The sequence below is a fragment of the Bradyrhizobium sp. 157 genome (assembly GCF_023073815.1).
Taxonomy (GTDB): Bacteria; Pseudomonadota; Alphaproteobacteria; order Rhizobiales; family Xanthobacteraceae; genus Bradyrhizobium.
Map to the genome: position 1 here is coordinate 384,930 of NZ_JADPKF010000091.1, position 16,675 is coordinate 401,604.

At 59.3% G+C, this 16,675-nt stretch carries 12 protein-coding genes and 2 pseudogenes; all 14 read right to left on the minus strand.

What is annotated here, in order from left to right; translation table 11 throughout:
• Positions 1-112: 112 nt before the first annotated feature.
• The 14 genes and pseudogenes from IVA95_RS28655 to pimC all read right to left on the minus strand — a co-directional run bounded on the left by IVA95_RS28655 (position 113) and on the right by pimC (position 16,380).
• Positions 113-1,012 carry an MBL fold metallo-hydrolase gene (locus IVA95_RS28655; RefSeq protein WP_247513524.1) on the minus strand — a complete coding sequence of 300 codons (900 nt, stop codon included), beginning with the start codon at positions 1,010-1,012 and terminating at the stop codon, positions 113-115.
• Positions 1,009-2,181 (minus strand): CoA transferase, encoded by a 1,173-nt coding sequence (locus tag IVA95_RS28660; protein ID WP_247513525.1) that lies wholly within the window; start codon positions 2,179-2,181, stop codon positions 1,009-1,011. The genes IVA95_RS28655 and IVA95_RS28660 overlap by 4 nt, the downstream gene beginning before the upstream one ends.
• A gap of 97 nt (positions 2,182-2,278) precedes the next feature.
• Entirely contained in the window at positions 2,279-3,190 is a 912-nt protein-coding gene (locus tag IVA95_RS28665; RefSeq protein ID WP_247513526.1) for a CoA ester lyase, read from the minus strand.
• A gap of 211 nt (positions 3,191-3,401) precedes the next feature.
• Positions 3,402-3,698, minus strand: a complete 297-nt coding sequence (locus IVA95_RS28670) for a hypothetical protein (protein WP_247513527.1) — start codon at positions 3,696-3,698, stop codon at positions 3,402-3,404.
• A gap of 153 nt (positions 3,699-3,851) precedes the next feature.
• Positions 3,852-4,736, minus strand: coding sequence for an NtaA/DmoA family FMN-dependent monooxygenase (locus IVA95_RS28675; RefSeq protein WP_247513528.1), 885 nt, complete (start codon positions 4,734-4,736; stop codon positions 3,852-3,854).
• Positions 4,737-5,302: 566 nt separating this feature from the next.
• The gene (locus IVA95_RS39160) at positions 5,303-5,572 is read right to left on the minus strand and encodes a hypothetical protein (protein ID WP_247513529.1); all 270 of its coding nucleotides are present in this window, start codon (positions 5,570-5,572) and stop codon (positions 5,303-5,305) included.
• Between the two features lie 2 nt (positions 5,573-5,574).
• On the minus strand, positions 5,575-5,829 hold the full coding sequence (locus IVA95_RS28685; protein WP_346658064.1) for an ATP-binding protein: 255 nt from the start codon (positions 5,827-5,829) through the stop codon (positions 5,575-5,577).
• A gap of 174 nt (positions 5,830-6,003) precedes the next feature.
• A pseudogene (gene istA, locus IVA95_RS28690) lies at positions 6,004-7,486 on the minus strand (IS21 family transposase).
• Positions 7,487-7,601: 115 nt separating this feature from the next.
• The gene (locus tag IVA95_RS28695; protein ID WP_247513530.1) at positions 7,602-8,477 is read right to left on the minus strand and encodes an N-acyl homoserine lactonase family protein; all 876 of its coding nucleotides are present in this window, start codon (positions 8,475-8,477) and stop codon (positions 7,602-7,604) included.
• Positions 8,478-9,130: 653 nt separating this feature from the next.
• Positions 9,131-10,132, minus strand: coding sequence for an amidohydrolase family protein (locus IVA95_RS28700; RefSeq protein ID WP_247513531.1), 1,002 nt, complete (start codon positions 10,130-10,132; stop codon positions 9,131-9,133).
• An 822-nt stretch (positions 10,133-10,954) separates the two neighbouring features.
• Positions 10,955-11,400, minus strand: a pseudogene (locus tag IVA95_RS28705) (3-alpha,7-alpha,12-alpha-trihydroxy-5-beta-cholest-24-enoyl-CoA hydratase); the annotation flags it as partial.
• Positions 11,401-11,647: 247 nt separating this feature from the next.
• Complete coding sequence (locus tag IVA95_RS28710; RefSeq protein ID WP_247513681.1) at positions 11,648-13,858, minus strand: acetate--CoA ligase family protein; 2,211 nt, start codon at positions 13,856-13,858, stop codon at positions 11,648-11,650.
• 69 nt (positions 13,859-13,927) lie between these two features.
• Positions 13,928-15,091: an acyl-CoA dehydrogenase family protein gene (locus IVA95_RS28715; protein ID WP_247513532.1), complete on the minus strand. Its 1,164-nt coding sequence runs from the start codon at positions 15,089-15,091 to the stop codon at positions 13,928-13,930.
• A gap of 89 nt (positions 15,092-15,180) precedes the next feature.
• Positions 15,181-16,380: a pimeloyl-CoA dehydrogenase large subunit gene (gene pimC, locus IVA95_RS28720; RefSeq protein WP_247513533.1), complete on the minus strand. Its 1,200-nt coding sequence runs from the start codon at positions 16,378-16,380 to the stop codon at positions 15,181-15,183.
• Positions 16,381-16,675 lie beyond the last annotated feature (295 nt).

Here is a 16,675-nt window from a genome sequence, read left to right on the forward strand (position 1 = left end):
GTCGGTCGACGACTTACAGCCGAGCGCGGGATCTTGACCGGGCCCGTAGTGACCGAGAGCCTCTGATAAAGCTGCGGGTGCAGGCACGTTTGGGCGCTTCACTTGAACACGTTCACCACTTGTCATCAGCGTCAAAGCGAAAACGGGTGTGGCCCGCATCGCTCACCACGCAGCCTGCGGTGGGTTCGGGAAAATGTGCTGTCATCAGCTTCGTGGGGGTGTCGATGCAGCGGGCAATCAGATCGCGTATGACTTGGATCGCCGCCGCATTGTCGTAGGCGGGATTGATCCAATCCGGCCGCGCCAACTGGATCGGGTGGTGGATGGCGTCGCCGCTGAAGATCGCATCCTGGGACCGCGAGCGGAGGTAGAGGCCGCAGTGGTGCTTGGTGTGACCATGGAGCGGCATGTAGCGAACCTCGTCCGGCATTTCGTTCTCGATGGCGTGGTCGTCTTCCACGAACGCCGCCAAACCGCAGTCCACGACCGGCAAGACGCTGTCATCGAACGCCAGCTTCCGGTACGGCTTAACACTCCCCGTCTCGATAGCGGCCCGCCACCATTCGAACTCACCTTTGCTGATCAAGTAGCGGGCGTTGGGGAATGTGGGCACCCACTCGCCGTTGAGCAGCCGTGTGTTCCAGCCAACATGGTCGGCGTGGAGATGCGAGCACATGACGAAATCGACCTGCTCAGGACAGATGCCTGCGCGCGCAAGGTTCTGGAGGAAGGGCGTCTGCAGCCTGTGCCAGGCCGGGTAGTAGGACCGCTCCTTGTCATTGCCGCAGCAGGTATCGAACAGGATTGTATGGTGTCGCGTGCGTATCAGATACGCATGCATATGAACGGTAAGATTTCGCGTTCCGGGTTCTACCAGACGAGGCCCGAGCCAGTGCTCATGTTCCGCAACATCCTCTGGCGTCACGCCGGCCAGCAGCTCGCCCGGCGCGACCCCGAATTCGAACTCCGTGATCGAGTCGACGCGAATGTCCCCGAAGACCTGGGTCTTCATGCTGCAGCCCCCTTCGCCCGCAGCGCGGCGATCTCGTCTTCCTGAAATCCGAAGCGAGCCAGCACCTCGTCCGTATGCTCCCCTAGCATCGGGGCGCGCGTACTCGGCTTGTCTCCCACGCCCATCTTGACCGCTTTGCCCATGCTTCGGTACGTGCCGACACGTGGGTGTTCGTGCTCGACAACGAGCCCCTCTGCCAAGAGCTGGGGATGGTCGAACATATCCCCGATCGATCGCACTGCGATGCAAGGGACCTTGCCAAGCATCAGCTCCTCCCATTCAAGGGCGGTATGCTGCTTCAGGGCTTCCCTTATTAGCGGCTTGATCTCGTCCCTCAGAGCGGCACGCTTCTTGAGCGTATCGTACCGGGGGTCCTCCACTAACTCCGGAAAACCGAGAGAGTTACAAAGGTTCTTCCAAAAGGCCGGAGTGGTGGCTTGCAGGTAGAGATTGCCTTTCTTGGTCGCATAGATTCCCGAGTAACTCGCTCCCCACCAACGATCAACGTCACGAGGCTCGCTGTCGGCCCAGATGAATTGGCCGGCCTGCAATGCGACAGCAGACCGCAGAAGCGAGGGTTTCACATGCTGACCCTCGCCTGTCCGCAGCCGATGGACGAGCGCTGATAAAATATGGATCGCCACGAATGAGGAAGTGAAATAATCCACAATGGAACCGTTCAGGATCTGCGGCTGTCCGGTCTCGCCTCCTTGCATCGCGGCTATACCGGTGAAGCACTGCAGCATCGTGTCGTAGCCGGGATGGTCCCGTAGAGGTCCCTTCTCGCTTTCGCCGTAACCCGTGAGCGAACAATAGATGAGATCGGGACGCAGGCTCCGCAGTTTCTGGTAGTCGATGCCAAGCCTTTTGGGCACGGAGGGACGGAAGTTGTGGACGACGACATCTGCCTGCTCAACTAATCGGTAGAAAGCGGCCAAGCCCTCAGGGTTTTTCAGGTCAAGCACGATGGAGCGCTTGTTCCTATTCGCTCCCAGAAAGCTCCTGTTGTCTCCGTCTAAGCTTGACGGGTATTGCCGCACCGCATCCCCGCCAGGAGGCTCAATCTTGATGACGTCGGCCCCCACATCTCCGAGTAGGGCGGAGCCATATGGCCCCGCCAGGTACCCGGCGAGATCAAGAACAACTATTCCTTGGAGGGCTTCCGACATCTTTCGCTCTCAGGCTGAGGTGTGATTTGACTTGTAACGAATACTGCCAACGATCGCACCCGAATGAACGTCCGGTGCGCAACAATATCTGCAGTATTCAATAGGCGGGAATTTCGATCTTCGGAACGTCGCCGATGTCCATTCCCGCCGCCCCGGCCTTCTTGAGCACGTCCATAGCCGCGCGAACATTCGCAAAGTCGACAAGCTTTGACTTGTAGCGAACCGCGGCGTGGCCTCGAGCGATACCCTCAGCAAGAGCCGAGACAATCCCACGCGCCTCATCCACCTCCTCCTGCGAAGGCGAGTAGATCTCATTGATGATGGGGATGTGGCTGGGGTGGATGGCCGTAGCAAAGGACGCGCCCATACGCTTTGATTTTTGGCAGTTCCGCCGCACGAGATCGAGGTCATCCAATCGCCCGGTCATCGCGCCTTCGATGTGCACAATCCCGGCGGCCCGCGCCTGCAGAACAGAGCACGCCCCGAAAGCGACCCCCTCGACGGCATCCTCTTCTTCGAACTGCAGGCCAAGAGAGCGCCCCCCGTCCCCTCGGGGGTTCGGGCCGGTCGCTGCGCCCGCCCGCTTCACGCGCTGCGAGGCCATGCAGATGTCGTAGAGCCGGTACATCGCCAAGGCAGTTTCGGGATAGGGGCAGATCTCGATCGCGCCGACCGGAAGGCCGCGGGATCGCTCAAACTCCCCTAGGACAAGGTCCAGGGCCGCGACATCCTCCGGGTCCCCGGTCTTGGAGAGCATCACCCCATCGAGGCCATCAGAGACCAGCGCGCTTAGATCATCTACCAGGAATCCGGTTCGCCACCCGTTGAGCCTCACGAACAGCCCAATGGGCTTTGCGCACAGCGCCTTAATCGCTTCCGCGACCGCGTTGCGCGCCGCCGGCTTTTCCGCCAAACCAACCGAATCCTCCAGATCGAGGATCAGAGCGTCGGAGCCATATTTGGGCGCCTTCAACATCCAGTCGAGCTTGTGCCCGGGGACGAAGAGCATCGAGCGATAACACTTAGCGTCTCGAAACGTCTGAGGCATACGGTCCCTAAATCCTCAACTTCGGTGGTCCATGCTTCTTATAACGAGCTCTTCATATGATTTGATGAAATTCAGCGCTTTGGAGCAGAATTTCGGCGATGAAGAAGGCATTTTCGAAGGTTTCGCACTAGTTGGCCGATGATGTAGTCGCGAAACAGTTTGTATCGGCCTTTCACCGCGACGCGTAGCGGTTCTCGGGACGGTGCAATCCCAAATGATCGCGCAATGTACGTCCAGTATAGTCGGAGCGAAATATCCCTCGACGCTGCAATTCCGGAACCACTTTCTCGACGAAACCCCTCAAGGTGCTGGGCAATGCCAGAAACGAGATCATGAATCCGTCGCATGCGCCAGCCTCAATCCAGGATTCCATATGATCCGCAACCTGCGCTGCCGTTCCGCAGAAAGCGGCCTTGCTGCGATTGTAACGCCTTGCGATTTCTTGCAACGGCAATCTCTCGCGGATCATCTCTGCTATTTCGTCAAAAAAGGCCTTCTGAAAGTTCGAGGACTTTGGAATCCGGTTCTCGGGGACCGGCTGGTCCAGCGGAAGATCGGACAGATCGGTGCCGAGGTCCTGCCCCAGCCGAAACACGCCGACATCCGGATGAATGAGATCTTGCTAGCTCTCGAGCTTCTCGCGCGCCTCCTGCTCGCTCTCGCCAATCATCACCGAGATGGCTGATGCGATCTTCAGGTCGTCGGGGTGACGGCCGAACTTGCCCATTCGCTGCTTGAGGTCCTGGTAGAACTCTCTCGCCTTTCCGAGCGTGCCGCTCGGTACGAAGACCACCTCGGCGACCTCGGTCGCGAAATCGCGGCCCGTATCCGAGGCACCTGCCTGGATGATGACCGGCCTGCCTTGCGGCGTCCTCTCGATGTTGAGGGCGCCCTGCACGGTGAAATATTTGACCTTGTGATCAAGTTTATGGAGCTTTTCCGGCAAGAAACTCAGGCAGGCGCTCCGATCGTACATGAATGCGCCGTCCTCCCAGGTGTCCCAGAGCGCTTCGACCACCTGCACGAATTCGCGGGCTTTCGCGTACCGCTCGCCATGCGGCGGCAGACGATTCAGTCCGAAATTGCGATCCGCATAGTCGTTGGCCGACGTCACGACGTTCCACGCGGCCCGCCCATGCGAGATATGATCCAGCGACGCAAACCGGCGGGCGAGGTTGTAGGGCTCGAAGAAGCTGGTCGAAGCCGTTGCACCGAGGCCGATATGGGTGGTTGCGCCGGCAACTGCGGACAACAGCGTAATCGGCTCCAGCACGTTCGTGTACAACGGCGACCTGCTCCAAGCCTGCAGATTCTCGGTGGCTGCGGCCGGGGTATCAGCAATCATGAGGAAATCGAACTTGCCGCGCTCCGCCAATTGCGCGATGGCGCGATAGTAATCGATGCTGGTCGACGCACGTGGCTGAGCCTCTTCCATTAGCCATGACGCCGAATGAGTTCCATTGGCGAGAATCATCGCTCCGATAACAATTTGCTTCTTCTTGCTCATCATCGTCTCTCTGCTTTTCTGTAACTCGGCCAAGCGATAACAGTCTCCCTATGGCGCGTGCTGCGGTAGATTAGCCTTAGGCAAAAATGTAAGGCGCGTCGGCGCCCAAGATCGACGAAACTCGTCGGAGGAGAAATTCTGCAAAGTAAGACGAGAATTGTGGGATTTCAACGTGGAGCGATCACGCGAGCCGGCGCAATTGGCGGAACGAGATAGTGCAGAAAGCTCCTGGTGCTCCGGGGGACGCAGGCGACTCGCTCATCAAGGCGGAAGCAAGGTCATGGCCGCCAAAGCTCAGTGGCCACACCTTCGAAGTATTCTCCGGATTTACACTGAGCTGCGAACCTAAGTCGGCCGGCAGGTATTTAAGTTGGTGTGTGCTCGGCCCGGGATAGTTGGTGGCCTGCGTCCAGCCGGCGGCAATCTGTGCGCGGTTTAGGAAAGCGATCAACTTTTGCGCGTTCGCTGTATTTGGTCCGCCCTTTAGAATCGCTGCGCAGTCGGCGCCATAGTGCCCCCTCCCAGGCAAGACGCTGACCCTTCGAGGCCGTCAACGACCACCGCGTTTAGATCATCAACCAGGTATCCCGTTCGCCAGCGGTTGAGCCGTAAGCGCTGTTTTCAGGCCACAGCCTTGGTGGCTTGGGCTTGGAGGCCATCACCTCACCACCATCACCAAGGTTGCGAGGAACCTCGGCGAAGACGAAGACTGGCTGCAAGGCGTCGCCAATGAAATGGAGATCGAGGACGGAGGCATATGGGTCTATGGCGTTGGCGAAGACGGTGTCCAGGCGTTCACCGACTTCGGCATCGAACGCCTCATCGAGCTCATCCAAGTTTAAAAAGATAATCCGGAGTTGATTAAGCGCTGGCCGTCAGAATAATCCAACCGGGCCTGCGGTCTACGCCGGATGCGTACTGTCCACCACTGAGTACAAGAGTAGAAGCGCACGCGCTTGCGGTGCTGCCTGACGCCCGACACCCCGACGGCGGTGGCCAGATGCGTCTTGCCCATGCCCGGACCGCCCACCAGCACGACGTTGTGCGCGTTGAAGGCGCACTCGGCCAGCTGCAGCACGAGCTTGCGATCCACGGGCGACGCATCTGGTGATTGACCGAGCGCACCGCGCGATCGGCGCCTTCGGCGTCGAGCGACTGCTCGACGAGCCATCGCGAGGTGTCCGCGCCGGCGCGCCCTGCTCGAGCAGGTCGCCCCAGGCCGCGGCCAAGCCGTGCAGGGCGAAGCGCTGTGAGCTCCAGCATCAGATCATGCATGGCCGACCTCCTGCCCCTTGCCTGCACTGGCGGTGCGCAGCCGGTCGTGGCGCGGTGTCGGCCAGCAGCGGCGTGTTCACGACCAGCGCCGTGGCGACCTTCTCAGGCGCCGGTGCGGCGTTCAGCCGCGCCAGCACGTTCAGAACCTGCTCGACGCTGATGCGCCCGGCCGGTACGGCCGCCAGCGCCAGATCCACCGCGACCATGACCGCCTCCAGTCCGGCCTCGGGCACCATAGACCGCACCGCGCTCATCGCGCGTTCGCCGCCGTCGCGGCACAGCCGCTGCAACGCGTCGGGCAGATCGGTGAACGGCGCGCCGTTGCGCAGCGCGCCGGGCTTGCGCTCGAGCAGCGGGATGTAGTGCTGCCAGTCGTAGCGCGAGCCGCTCTCGCCGCTCGGGCGCTCGTGGTCCGCGACGATCACGTTGCCGGCGACGATCTTCACGCGCGCGGGATCCAGCCGCGTGCTGACCACCTGGCCCGCCAGTTCGCACGGCACCGAGTAGCGGTTCTTGGGACACCAGGCAGGTGCTCGAGACGCGCGCGGGCTTCTCGACGTAGCCGTCGAACGCTGCCGACATGGGCATCAGTTGCCTCGCTCGTGCTCGAGCATCTCGGCGATGCTGAAGGCCTCGTGCTCAGGATGGCGCACCTTTTCCCAAAGGGCTTTGCAGCGCTGCCGCCAGCCAGGCGTTGAGTTCATCCAGGCTCGCCCAGCGCCGCAGGCTCGATCCACACGCGCCGGCGGCTGTCCTGCACTTTCTTCTCCACGATGCCTTCCTCCCAGCCGGAGGCGACGTTGCAGAAGTCGGCATCGAACAGGTAGTGCGCGCACATCACCGCAAAGCGCGCGTTGAACCACGCGACCGCGGCCCTTCTTAACGCGGTCCGCGGCGGTCTTCATGTTGTCGTAGATGCCGCGGCGCGCCACGCCGCCCAGCGCCGCGAAGGATCTCGTGTGCGCATCGAACAGCATCTCGTGGCCTTGCATGGGGTAGGCCACCAGCTATAACGCGCGCGATGCGCACAGCTTTATGTGCGCCACCTGCAGCCCGCGGTACACCCCGGCGATCACGATGCCTTCTTCGCTCCAGTCGAACTGGAACACCTCGCCCAGCTCGAAGGCCAGCGGCACGAACGCCTTGGTCGCCACGCCGCCGCCCTCGACAGCGCGCTAGGCGCGGATGCCGCGTGTAGCCGCCGTCGTAGCCGGCGCGGCGCAACTCCTCGTACAGCGCCCCCGCGGTGCGCCGCTCCAGCCGGCGACGGCGCGCGTCGGCCTTCAATGCCTGCTTGATCGTCTCCTCAAACGGCGCGAGCTTCGTGCGCATCGGCGCTCGCTCGTACCTCAGGGGGGCTCGAGATGCTGCCCTCGCAGGTACTTGCGCACCGTGTTGCGCGTTGACCGCGCGATCTCGCGTACCGACCTGTTCTGGCGAAAGCCCATTCGCCGAACCTTGCTAATCATGACCATGGTGATCACTCCTTGAATCCCCCGCTGCACAAAAAAGCAGCAGGGTAGGTTGAACACCCGGGTCAGATTTGAATCGGCACAACCCTCACAAGGGGGTCAAATTTCGGTCGGCGTGCTAATGCGCCGACGCTGGAAAGACAGGCAGCTTTCCAATGTCCGCGGCCTCATGTTGAATCACAAGCGTAGCCTTCAGGTTGCTGACTACCTTCTGTATACGGTCCATGGACGCGAGTGTGTCGGCTCGGTCCTGACCTCGCGGCATTCCGTTATGATTGAGTTGTTCGGAGGAATGCCATAGGTCCCCACTCAATACCACTGCCCCAAACGTCGGTAGGCGAACCAGCAATACATAGTGTCCCGCCGTGTGGCCAGGCGTTGCCAGCATAATGACACTGCCGTCGCCAAATATGTCTTTATCTCCAACGAGCTTTTCTACATTGGTGCTCGAACCTAGCCATGGAGCGATGTCTTCATAATTAGACTGCTTGCCCGCCAAGTACTCATAATCTGCTTTACCCATCAATAGTCGCGCATTCGGGAAGTTAGCGGCCTGGCCAGTGTGATCAAAATGCCAGTGGCTCAATCCAACAATCGAAATTTGCTCCAGCTTGACATTTATTGTCTGCAATTGAGAGGATATCGCCTGGTTCATTTCTAATCCCCTTGACTTACCCATGCTGCTGATCGCCGATGCCGAAAATCCGGCATCCCACAGCATGAACTGCTTTTCGTGCCGAATCAGGTAACAGCTGTTCGGCAAGGCTTTCTTCTTGCCCGGATAGGCAAAGACATCAGACAGGCGTTCAAGGTCGTAGCTTTTGAATTCTCCGCAGTCCAGTCGCCACATCTCGACGTCCGGCGGCGCTGCCATAACCTTTCCCGCACCAGACACCGCGATGAGTGCGATCAATGCGGCGATGGCCACTCCACATCTTGGCCTCAACGCAGTACTGAATGCGGCCAGCAGCCGGGAAAGTTCGCGTGGAATCATGTTAGGTGCCCTCTCAATGTTCTCAAAGTCGTCTGGAAAGCGCCCGCCAGAGTGATGTCACTAACAGCCTCCGCTGAAATTGGACGGTCAGAGCGGCATGCCAAGGCCCATCATCGAAGTGTACCCAATGCAGCATTTCGTTGGCCACGCCATCCGCGCTGGTCTTGACAGGATTACCCAGCGCACCGTGATAGAGGTGCGCGCAGCCTTCACTGTCGAGTACCCATAAGCTGCATGGCCTTGACCTTATCGAGTCCTAGCGTGTTCATGCCACTGTAACGAATGCTTTTGCCCAATCGCTGCAAATATCGGGGTTGAATGCAGCAAATCTGCGCTTCTTGGGCGTGATGCGAGAACGCGCCACCTTAAGCAATGGCTTGCGAAGCGCCGGCGGTGAGCCTTCACGATCGGCGGCCCGGGATCGCTCTTGCGGTAGGCAGCCAAAATTAGGATCTACTTGCGGCATTCTACACCCTCGCAAACACACCAGCTTGAGCGGCAAGCGGAATCGATCCGTTAGCTGCCGCAATCATTATCTTGTCCCGCGTCCATGTCCGCAACTTATGGATGCGCAGCAGGCGCTCGTTGCCCCGTTGGAAAGAAGCGGAGTGCATTGCCGCTTCGAGGGCGATCCAGCCTTCGGCAGCTAACTCCTACAGTGTCTGCGCAATACGGCGGCGAGCAATGCAGGCATGCCCATAGACTGGCTCGACCGCGACATAATCGCCACCGAACGTGAAGATCTTGTTGGCCGCGGCTGCCAGCAGAAATTCCTTTAGAAAACGGACGCTCTCCGCCGGGTTGAGAATCCATGCCCAGCACATGTCGATCCACGCGTTCGGGTAGTGTTTGGCCAGCGCGATAAATTCCTGCTCGTAGGGGTAGCCAATGTGCATCAGGACGAACCGTGTCTCGGGGAAATCCTGCAGGAGACGGCAGAGATCGGAGGCGTTGTCGCGAGTGCGGGCGAGGTGCATCGAGCCGGTACCACCGAGAAAGCCTGTGTGCAACTTGACTGGCAGATCGTACTCACCAGCCTTACTGACGCAGTAACGAAACAGAAAATCCTGCAGCGACTTGAGGTCCTCGGAACCTAGATCGTGGCGGCATCTTGCCGGTGTGGTGCAGAAACAGCCGCGCCGCGTGTGCCTTGGCGACCGGCGCAAAATCAAGCGAACGCGAATAGGCAATCTGACATTTAACCGCCACGGCTCTCGGACCGTACGTAGCACGATGATATCGAGCCAATCATCCAGCGTTGTCGGTTGCTTGCCTGTTTCGGTATGCACGCGGGCGATGTCCGCAGCGCTGCACCGGGAAAATTCGAGGATGCTGAGATCCTGCGCAAGTAGCGCTGGCTGCTCGGTTTTCATGAAGATGCGCTGCAGAGAATTGACTTGGCAGTTCTCGATGTTCGCACGACGCAGAATGGCAGCGTAAAAGCCGGGCTGAACGGTCTCGCGGTACTTTTCGGCGATGCGTGGCACACTCTTGGCAGTCAGGTCGTCCTCACCATAGAGGCCGCGAAGCGTACAGCGCTCCGCCTGGGCATAGCCGGTGTGGCGGATCCGGTCCCAGTAAGTTGCAACCAGCCGGTATTTTGCATCGCTCGAAAGATCCGGTCCGAGGAAGCCTTGCAGCTCGGCTTTCGGCATTCCCGCAACCGCCAAATCGCGCGCACGTACTCCCTGACCGCATAGGTCCAGTCGTCGCAAGACGGCCACCCATCAAGCACACCAGAGAGGCGCTGGCTTTCCTCGATCAGATGCTCGTGAGTGTCTATGAACGGCGTCTGCTCGACCCATTACCTGATCTGACTGTCGGAGTTCTGCATTTTTCCTTAGCCTGCCATGCAGCTTTGACTGCGAAGAAGGGGCCGTCCTGCATCACCGACCGAAGCCGATTCCAATCCGCGTCTGGAAACTCGTGGAGGGGGCAACGAACTGACATCCTGCATTCAATATGAGGATGTCGAGGCGTCCAGCCGTCTCAACGACATGGGACACCATCTGCCGATTGCCTTCCGCGGTTGAGAGGTCAACGCGCTCTCCGGCGATATCCGCGCCGTGCACCTCAGCGCCGCGGTCCCGAAGATCGTTCACGATGACCTTTCCAAGCCCACCCGCTACTCCAGTGCGCAACTCGCCCCTCAAGGGACCGTCTACGTTGGTGAGACTGCTCTTGGTGATGCACGGACGATGCTTCGGCGTTCACATGGCTCATGGCAATCTGCTCGTTTCTTGATCAAGTGCGCTCGCGCTCAGCGCATTCCGATGCTTGCGCCCGCGCGGTCCGGTCGTGGCAGCTTTGCGTGCAGCCGCGCCAGTTCTCGATTTATGTCAGCCAAGCAAGCTACCGCTCGTCAATGTGGTCTTGGTTTGTCTTGCCATCGGGACGTTTCGCAGTCAGCCAGTCATCATCCTCATATACGAGATGCGTTTTCGGCATCCCGAAGCCCGGCGAACAGATCGACCATCGGACGGGCCACCAAAACCGCCATCCCCACGCGCAAAGTACGAAGTCACCAGGGTTGCCAGCGGTTCGCCATGACTGCCCTTCAGCACTGTTTGGAAGCGGATGACTGCCCCTTTGTGCTTGCCTTTGCCGTAGACGGCAATCACGGAAGAATCGGCCGTGATATACGCAGCGGGTGGAAGTGTGCTGTGAAATGTGATATCTCGCTCGCCGTGCAACGCGATGGAGCTCAGATTGAACTCACCGGGTTCAGCGAAACCGGCTGCGACTGAGGCAAACGTCGGTACGACCTTCAGTGGCCGCGCCGTCGCTGTGGCCTCGTTCACGAAAGCGAGCTTCTTCTCGTCCAGGGGATCAGCTCTCATGCCGATGGCAAGAGCGTAAAGGATCACATCGCGATCGCTGTAACGCTGTAACTGTATTTTTGGCCGAGTTTCGTCATGGCCATCAGCTACTCATATTTGATTGCCATTGTGATCTTTCCTCGCGCCAAGGCTTGGCCGAATTTATAGCGGCTCGACTGCTCACGTTCTTGCGGAGAAGATACAAAGCAACGATCCTTGCGTGGCCTAGATCTCTCGTAGCTGAAAAGCTCAACTCCATGCCGCCTCTGTCCTCCTTAGGCGGTGATATCTGTCTTTGCCGAACGTCTCGCTGGTCGAAGTAAGCGCCGCGACCGATCGCCGGCTCGTCCGTCAACCTCCTTTCAGCTTCTTTTTGGTGATGAGGCAGTCAACGGCAGTTAACCCAACGCCACTGGGAGAAAGGATGATGGGATTGATGTCGATTTCCCCGATCTCGTCGGCAAGATCGGTGCAGAGCGTGCCGAACTTCACGATGCAGTCGGCCAATCCCTCCAAGTCTGTCTTTGCGCCGCCCCGCGCACCACGTAGAACGCTCGCGCCGCGTAGCCGCCCGATTGCAGATTGCACGTCGGCCGCATCGAAGGGCGGCAGCAGCACCTGCACATCGTTGAGTGCCTCAACCCAGATTCCTCCTAATCCAAAGGCGATGACGGACCCAAATTGAGGATCGAAAGTCGCGCCCAGCATGATTTCGGGGCCCGTCCTGGCCATTTCTTGCACGACCACTCCGCCGATCTTCGCTTCGGGACGGTGCGACCGGACCGAAGCCATGATTTGCTCGAACGCCTCCGCTGCTTTCTCCGCCGACGGAATATCCAAGATGACGCCGCCAACGTCCGTCTTGTGCACAATTTCGGTCGACTCGACTTTCATCGCCACCGGAAGATCAAGAGTCTGTGCAATGCGCACTGCCTCATCCGCCCTCGTAGCCAGCGCTTCGCGCGTGACCGGAATTCCGTAGAGCGCGAGCAGACGCTTGCCCTCACGCTCCGTCAAAATATCGTCCTTGGGCTCGCGTATGATGCGCACTGCCTCGGAATACAGAGGGCTGCGTCGGCCCCGCTGATCCGATAGACGATCGCCTGGTTTGCGGCCCCGTTGGAACTCAGCATAACCCATGAGAGCAGACAGTGCCTTCAGCCCCTGAGCTAGCCCCTGCAGAAACGGCATGCCCTCGAACTCCGCCTTCGGCTCGATCATCGGATCCTTTGGATCCAACGATGTGTAGAAGTGACCGCCGGCAAGGCTCAATATCGGGAATACAACCTCTGGTGCCGACGCAGCAGCCCGCGTCAAAGCTTGTCCGAGAGCCGAGCGCATATCCAGGCATGAAGGAAAGCCGCGGCCCCAGATCACCATGTCATAGGCGCCACAGGTGGCAAGTATGCTTAGTGATTCATCGATGATATGCGTATCATAGCCGCCCTGCGCGGTGAGATCGAGCGGATTGCCGACATTGCCGAACTCGGGAAAGACCGCCTCCAACCGAGCTTTCGCCGGCGCGGGCAGCGGCGGAAATTCTATGCCGTAGGAATCGGCGACGTCCGACAGAATGCCGGCGGCGGTACCTGAGAAAGAGGCAAACGCTACGCGGCGGCCACGCGGCCGCTTCGTCGAAGACAGCGCAACCGCGGTCTCGATCAGATCATCAACGGTATCGACCCGGATGACACCCAGTCTTTTCAGGACCGCGTCGATCGCCACGTCCGAGCCTACGAGAGAGCCGGTGTGAGCCAAGGCTGCCTGGCGGGCCTTTTCAGAGCGGCCAACCTTGATCATCACAATGGGCTTGCCCTTGTCAGCCGCGCGTTCGCAGGCCTTGATGAATTCAACCGGCCGCCTGATCTGCTCGCAGTAGGAGGTGATGACGCGCGTGTCCTCCTCATCGACAAAATAATCAATGAAATTTGCGACATCGAGACATGCCTCATTGCCCACTGTGACCACGCGGCCGATGCCGATTCCGCGAGCCAGCAATGGCACGATCAGGCTATAGACGAGGGTACCGCTTTGCAGGATGGAACTAATTCCTCCTGCCCTCATGGTATGAAAGTCTAGTGGGACCGCCATCAGCTGATTGGCCGCGTTCATCAAACCGAAGCAGTTTGGACCTACCACTGGGATGCCGGTTCGCGCGGCCCACTCCATAAGCCAGCGTTGCTTACTTGCCCCCTCCCCAGCCTGCTCGGCAAATCCGCTCGAGATGATTTGAATCGCTCGCACACCAGCGGCTTCGCAATCTTCAAGAACTTCGGGAATGGCTTTGCTTGGAATGGCGACCATAGCGAGGCCAACCGGATGAGGTATGGCCGTCAAGCTCGGATAGCATGGCACGCCCGCGATCTGCGTGTAACGCGGGTTCACTGCAACGACCTCGCCTGAGAAACCCCATTTCTTGATATTGTTGAGGATTTCTGTTGCGAAGCCTCCCTTGTGGGAAGCTCCTACAATAGCGACGGACTCCGGCCGAAAGAGCTGGCTGATCCTTCCTGCCGTTCCCTGCTGAAGGCGGTCCTGTCGCAGCACACGATCAACTTGCATGTTCAACCCGTCGGTTCTCGTATTGCGTAACGCTGGCGCCTGGCGCCTGGCTTGGACGAGGTACCGGCCCTATCCCTGAATTGCTTGCTCGCCGAAGAGGCCTCCGAGGGAGGCGAGCCGCTGAAGGTGGTGGTCGGTATCGCCGAACGACGTGTCGATCATCGTCACATGCTTGAAGTAGTGGCCGATGCTGTATTCCATCGTCATACCGATGCCACCGTGGAGCTGAATAGCTTGGCGTCCGAGCGCTTTCGATGACTGCCCGATCTGCGCTTTTGCTGCCGAGATCGCCCGCTCACGCTCGGTCACATCAGTTTCTCCTGCCATCATGGTGGCGTACATCGCCATGGAACGCGATTGTTCCAATTCGACGAACATGTCGACCGCGCGGTGCTGAAGCACCTGGAAAGAGCCGATTGTCGTGCCGAATTGTTTACGTGTCTTCAAGTAATTGACAGTGATGCCATGCATTTCAGCGAAGCAGCCGACCGCCTCGGCGCACAAGGCCGCAACCGCTTCGTCTGCAACTCGCGAAATCACCGGGAAAGCGCCCTCCGGGTCGCCGATAACATCAGCTGCCGGAACTCGCACATTCTGAAGCGAAATCTCGGCCGCGCGCAGACCGTCCTGTGTCGGATAGCCCCGCCGCATAAGACCCGGCGCATTAGCGTCGACCAGGAAAAGGCCAATCCCGTCCTTTTCCCTCGCGCTCCCCGCTGTTCGTGCTGACACTATGATCTTGTCCGCTACCTCGCCGTGGAGGACAAGACCCTTAGTCCCGTTGAGTACCCAACCCTCGCTGTCCCTCTTGGCTTGAGTTTCAACATCGAAGAGGTCATATCGTGACTGAGGCTCGCCGTAAGCGAATGCGAGTTTCATCCGGCCTTCTGTAATCGCTGGGACGAGTGCCGTCTTCTGCGCTTTGTTCGCTCCGTGCCGCAGGATACCACCTGCAAGTACTACGGTTGCGAAATATGGCTCGAGGATGAGCGCTTTGCCGAAAGATTCCATGACAATCATCGTCTCGACCGCCCCGGCGCCGAGTCCGCCATGAACCTCCGGAAACGGCAGCCCGAGAAGCCCGAGCTCAGCATAGCGCGCCCACATCTTCTCACTGAATCCCGCCTTCTCTGTCAGGTACCTGCGGCGATCCTCGAAGCTATAATGCTCGCGCATCAAGCGCTCGACGCCATCCTTAAGGAGCCTCTGCTCCTCGGAAAGATCAAGATCCACTAGAAAATCCTCCTGAATCGGGGCGTATCGTTGCCCCCTCAAACTCTTTAGAACCCTGCGAAGGCAGCATCTTGTGGTTTGCCGAAGCGTCAGAGGCCAAGGACAACCTTTGCGATGATGTTCTTCTGGATCTCATCCGAGCCGCTATAGATTGGTACCTTACGCCCGTTGAAATAAGCGGGCGCGATCGGTCCAGCCCAATCGGGACCGATCGCTGCCTCCCCCCGCTGAAACTCCTCCTCTGATTGATAGGGCAACGCGTAAGGGCCGATCACGTCCATCAGAAGCTCAGCCGTCGCCTGCTGGATCTCCGAACCCTTTATCTTAAGGATCGAGCTCGCGGGGTCCTGCGTGCCCTTATCAAGCTTCGATTGGTTGGCCACGACGCGGAGCTGAGTCATCTCAAGCGCCTTGAGCTGGACCTCGACCGCGGCGATCTTCTTGCGGAAATCGGCCCTTTCAATGAGCCGCTCGCCACCGACGCGGGTGCGTGAAGCAAGCTCCTTGATGCGCCGGATGCGCTCCTTCGAAAGGCCAACACAAGCAATCGTCACGCGCCCGTTGCCGAGGACAAACTTGGCGTAATCCCAGCCGCGATTTTCTTCGCCGACTAGGTTCTCGAGAGGAACCCGTACGTCGTCGAAGAACACCTCACAAACTTCGGGATAGCCGTCGAACAACTGGATCGGACGCACGGTCACACCGGGAGACTTCAGGTCGATCAGAAGCAAGGAGATGCCCAGCTGCTTTTTGGCATCAGGATCAGTCCTAACCAGGCAGAAGATCCAGTTGGAGTATTGCGCTAACGACGTCCAGATTTTCTGGCCATTGACGATATAGTGGTCGCCGTTGCGCACGGCCCGCGTTTTGAGCGAGGCGAGATCCGAACCAGCTCCCGGCTCGGAGAAGCCTTCGCACCACCAATCGTCGACGTTTACAATACGCGGCAGAAAATACTTCCTTTGCGCTTCATTACCGAAGGTATAGATTACCGGGCCGACCAAGTTGATGCCGCTCCCAGCCGGCTCCGGCGCCGGGGTCTGACTCACTTCCTCGCCGAAGATGTACTGCTGGACTGGTGTCCATCCCTTGCCGCCGTACTCGACCGGCCAGTGCGGTACGGCCCATCCCTTTTGCGCCAGAATGCGCGTCCAGCGCACCTTATCGTCCTTGCTAGGATGCCTGCCCGCAATCAGCTTCTCGCGGATGTCTGCGGGGATTGCGGAGCGGCAGAATGCCCGGACCTCGTCGCGAAAGGCAAGTTCGTCAGCGGTAAAATTCAGATCCATCGTTGCTTCCTAGTTGCGCGAACGCGGCGCGCCGATCCTATGTCGGCGAATATACCTATGCCCCTGATGCCAAAACTCTCAAATCTGCCGGCCCGAAGCCGAAAAACCGCGTAAAACGCCCCTAGTGCGAGTGTTCTCCGCGCTCACGAGCGGAATTGTCGTGGTCTCCGGCACTATCCAATCTTGCGAAAATACCATGGACACCACACGCTCAGCCATGGGTGCAGTTCGCGGAGGTAAACGTCGCCTAAGTAGATTACTGCCGCTTGTCGCCCTAATGGCCGGGTCTCGAAAA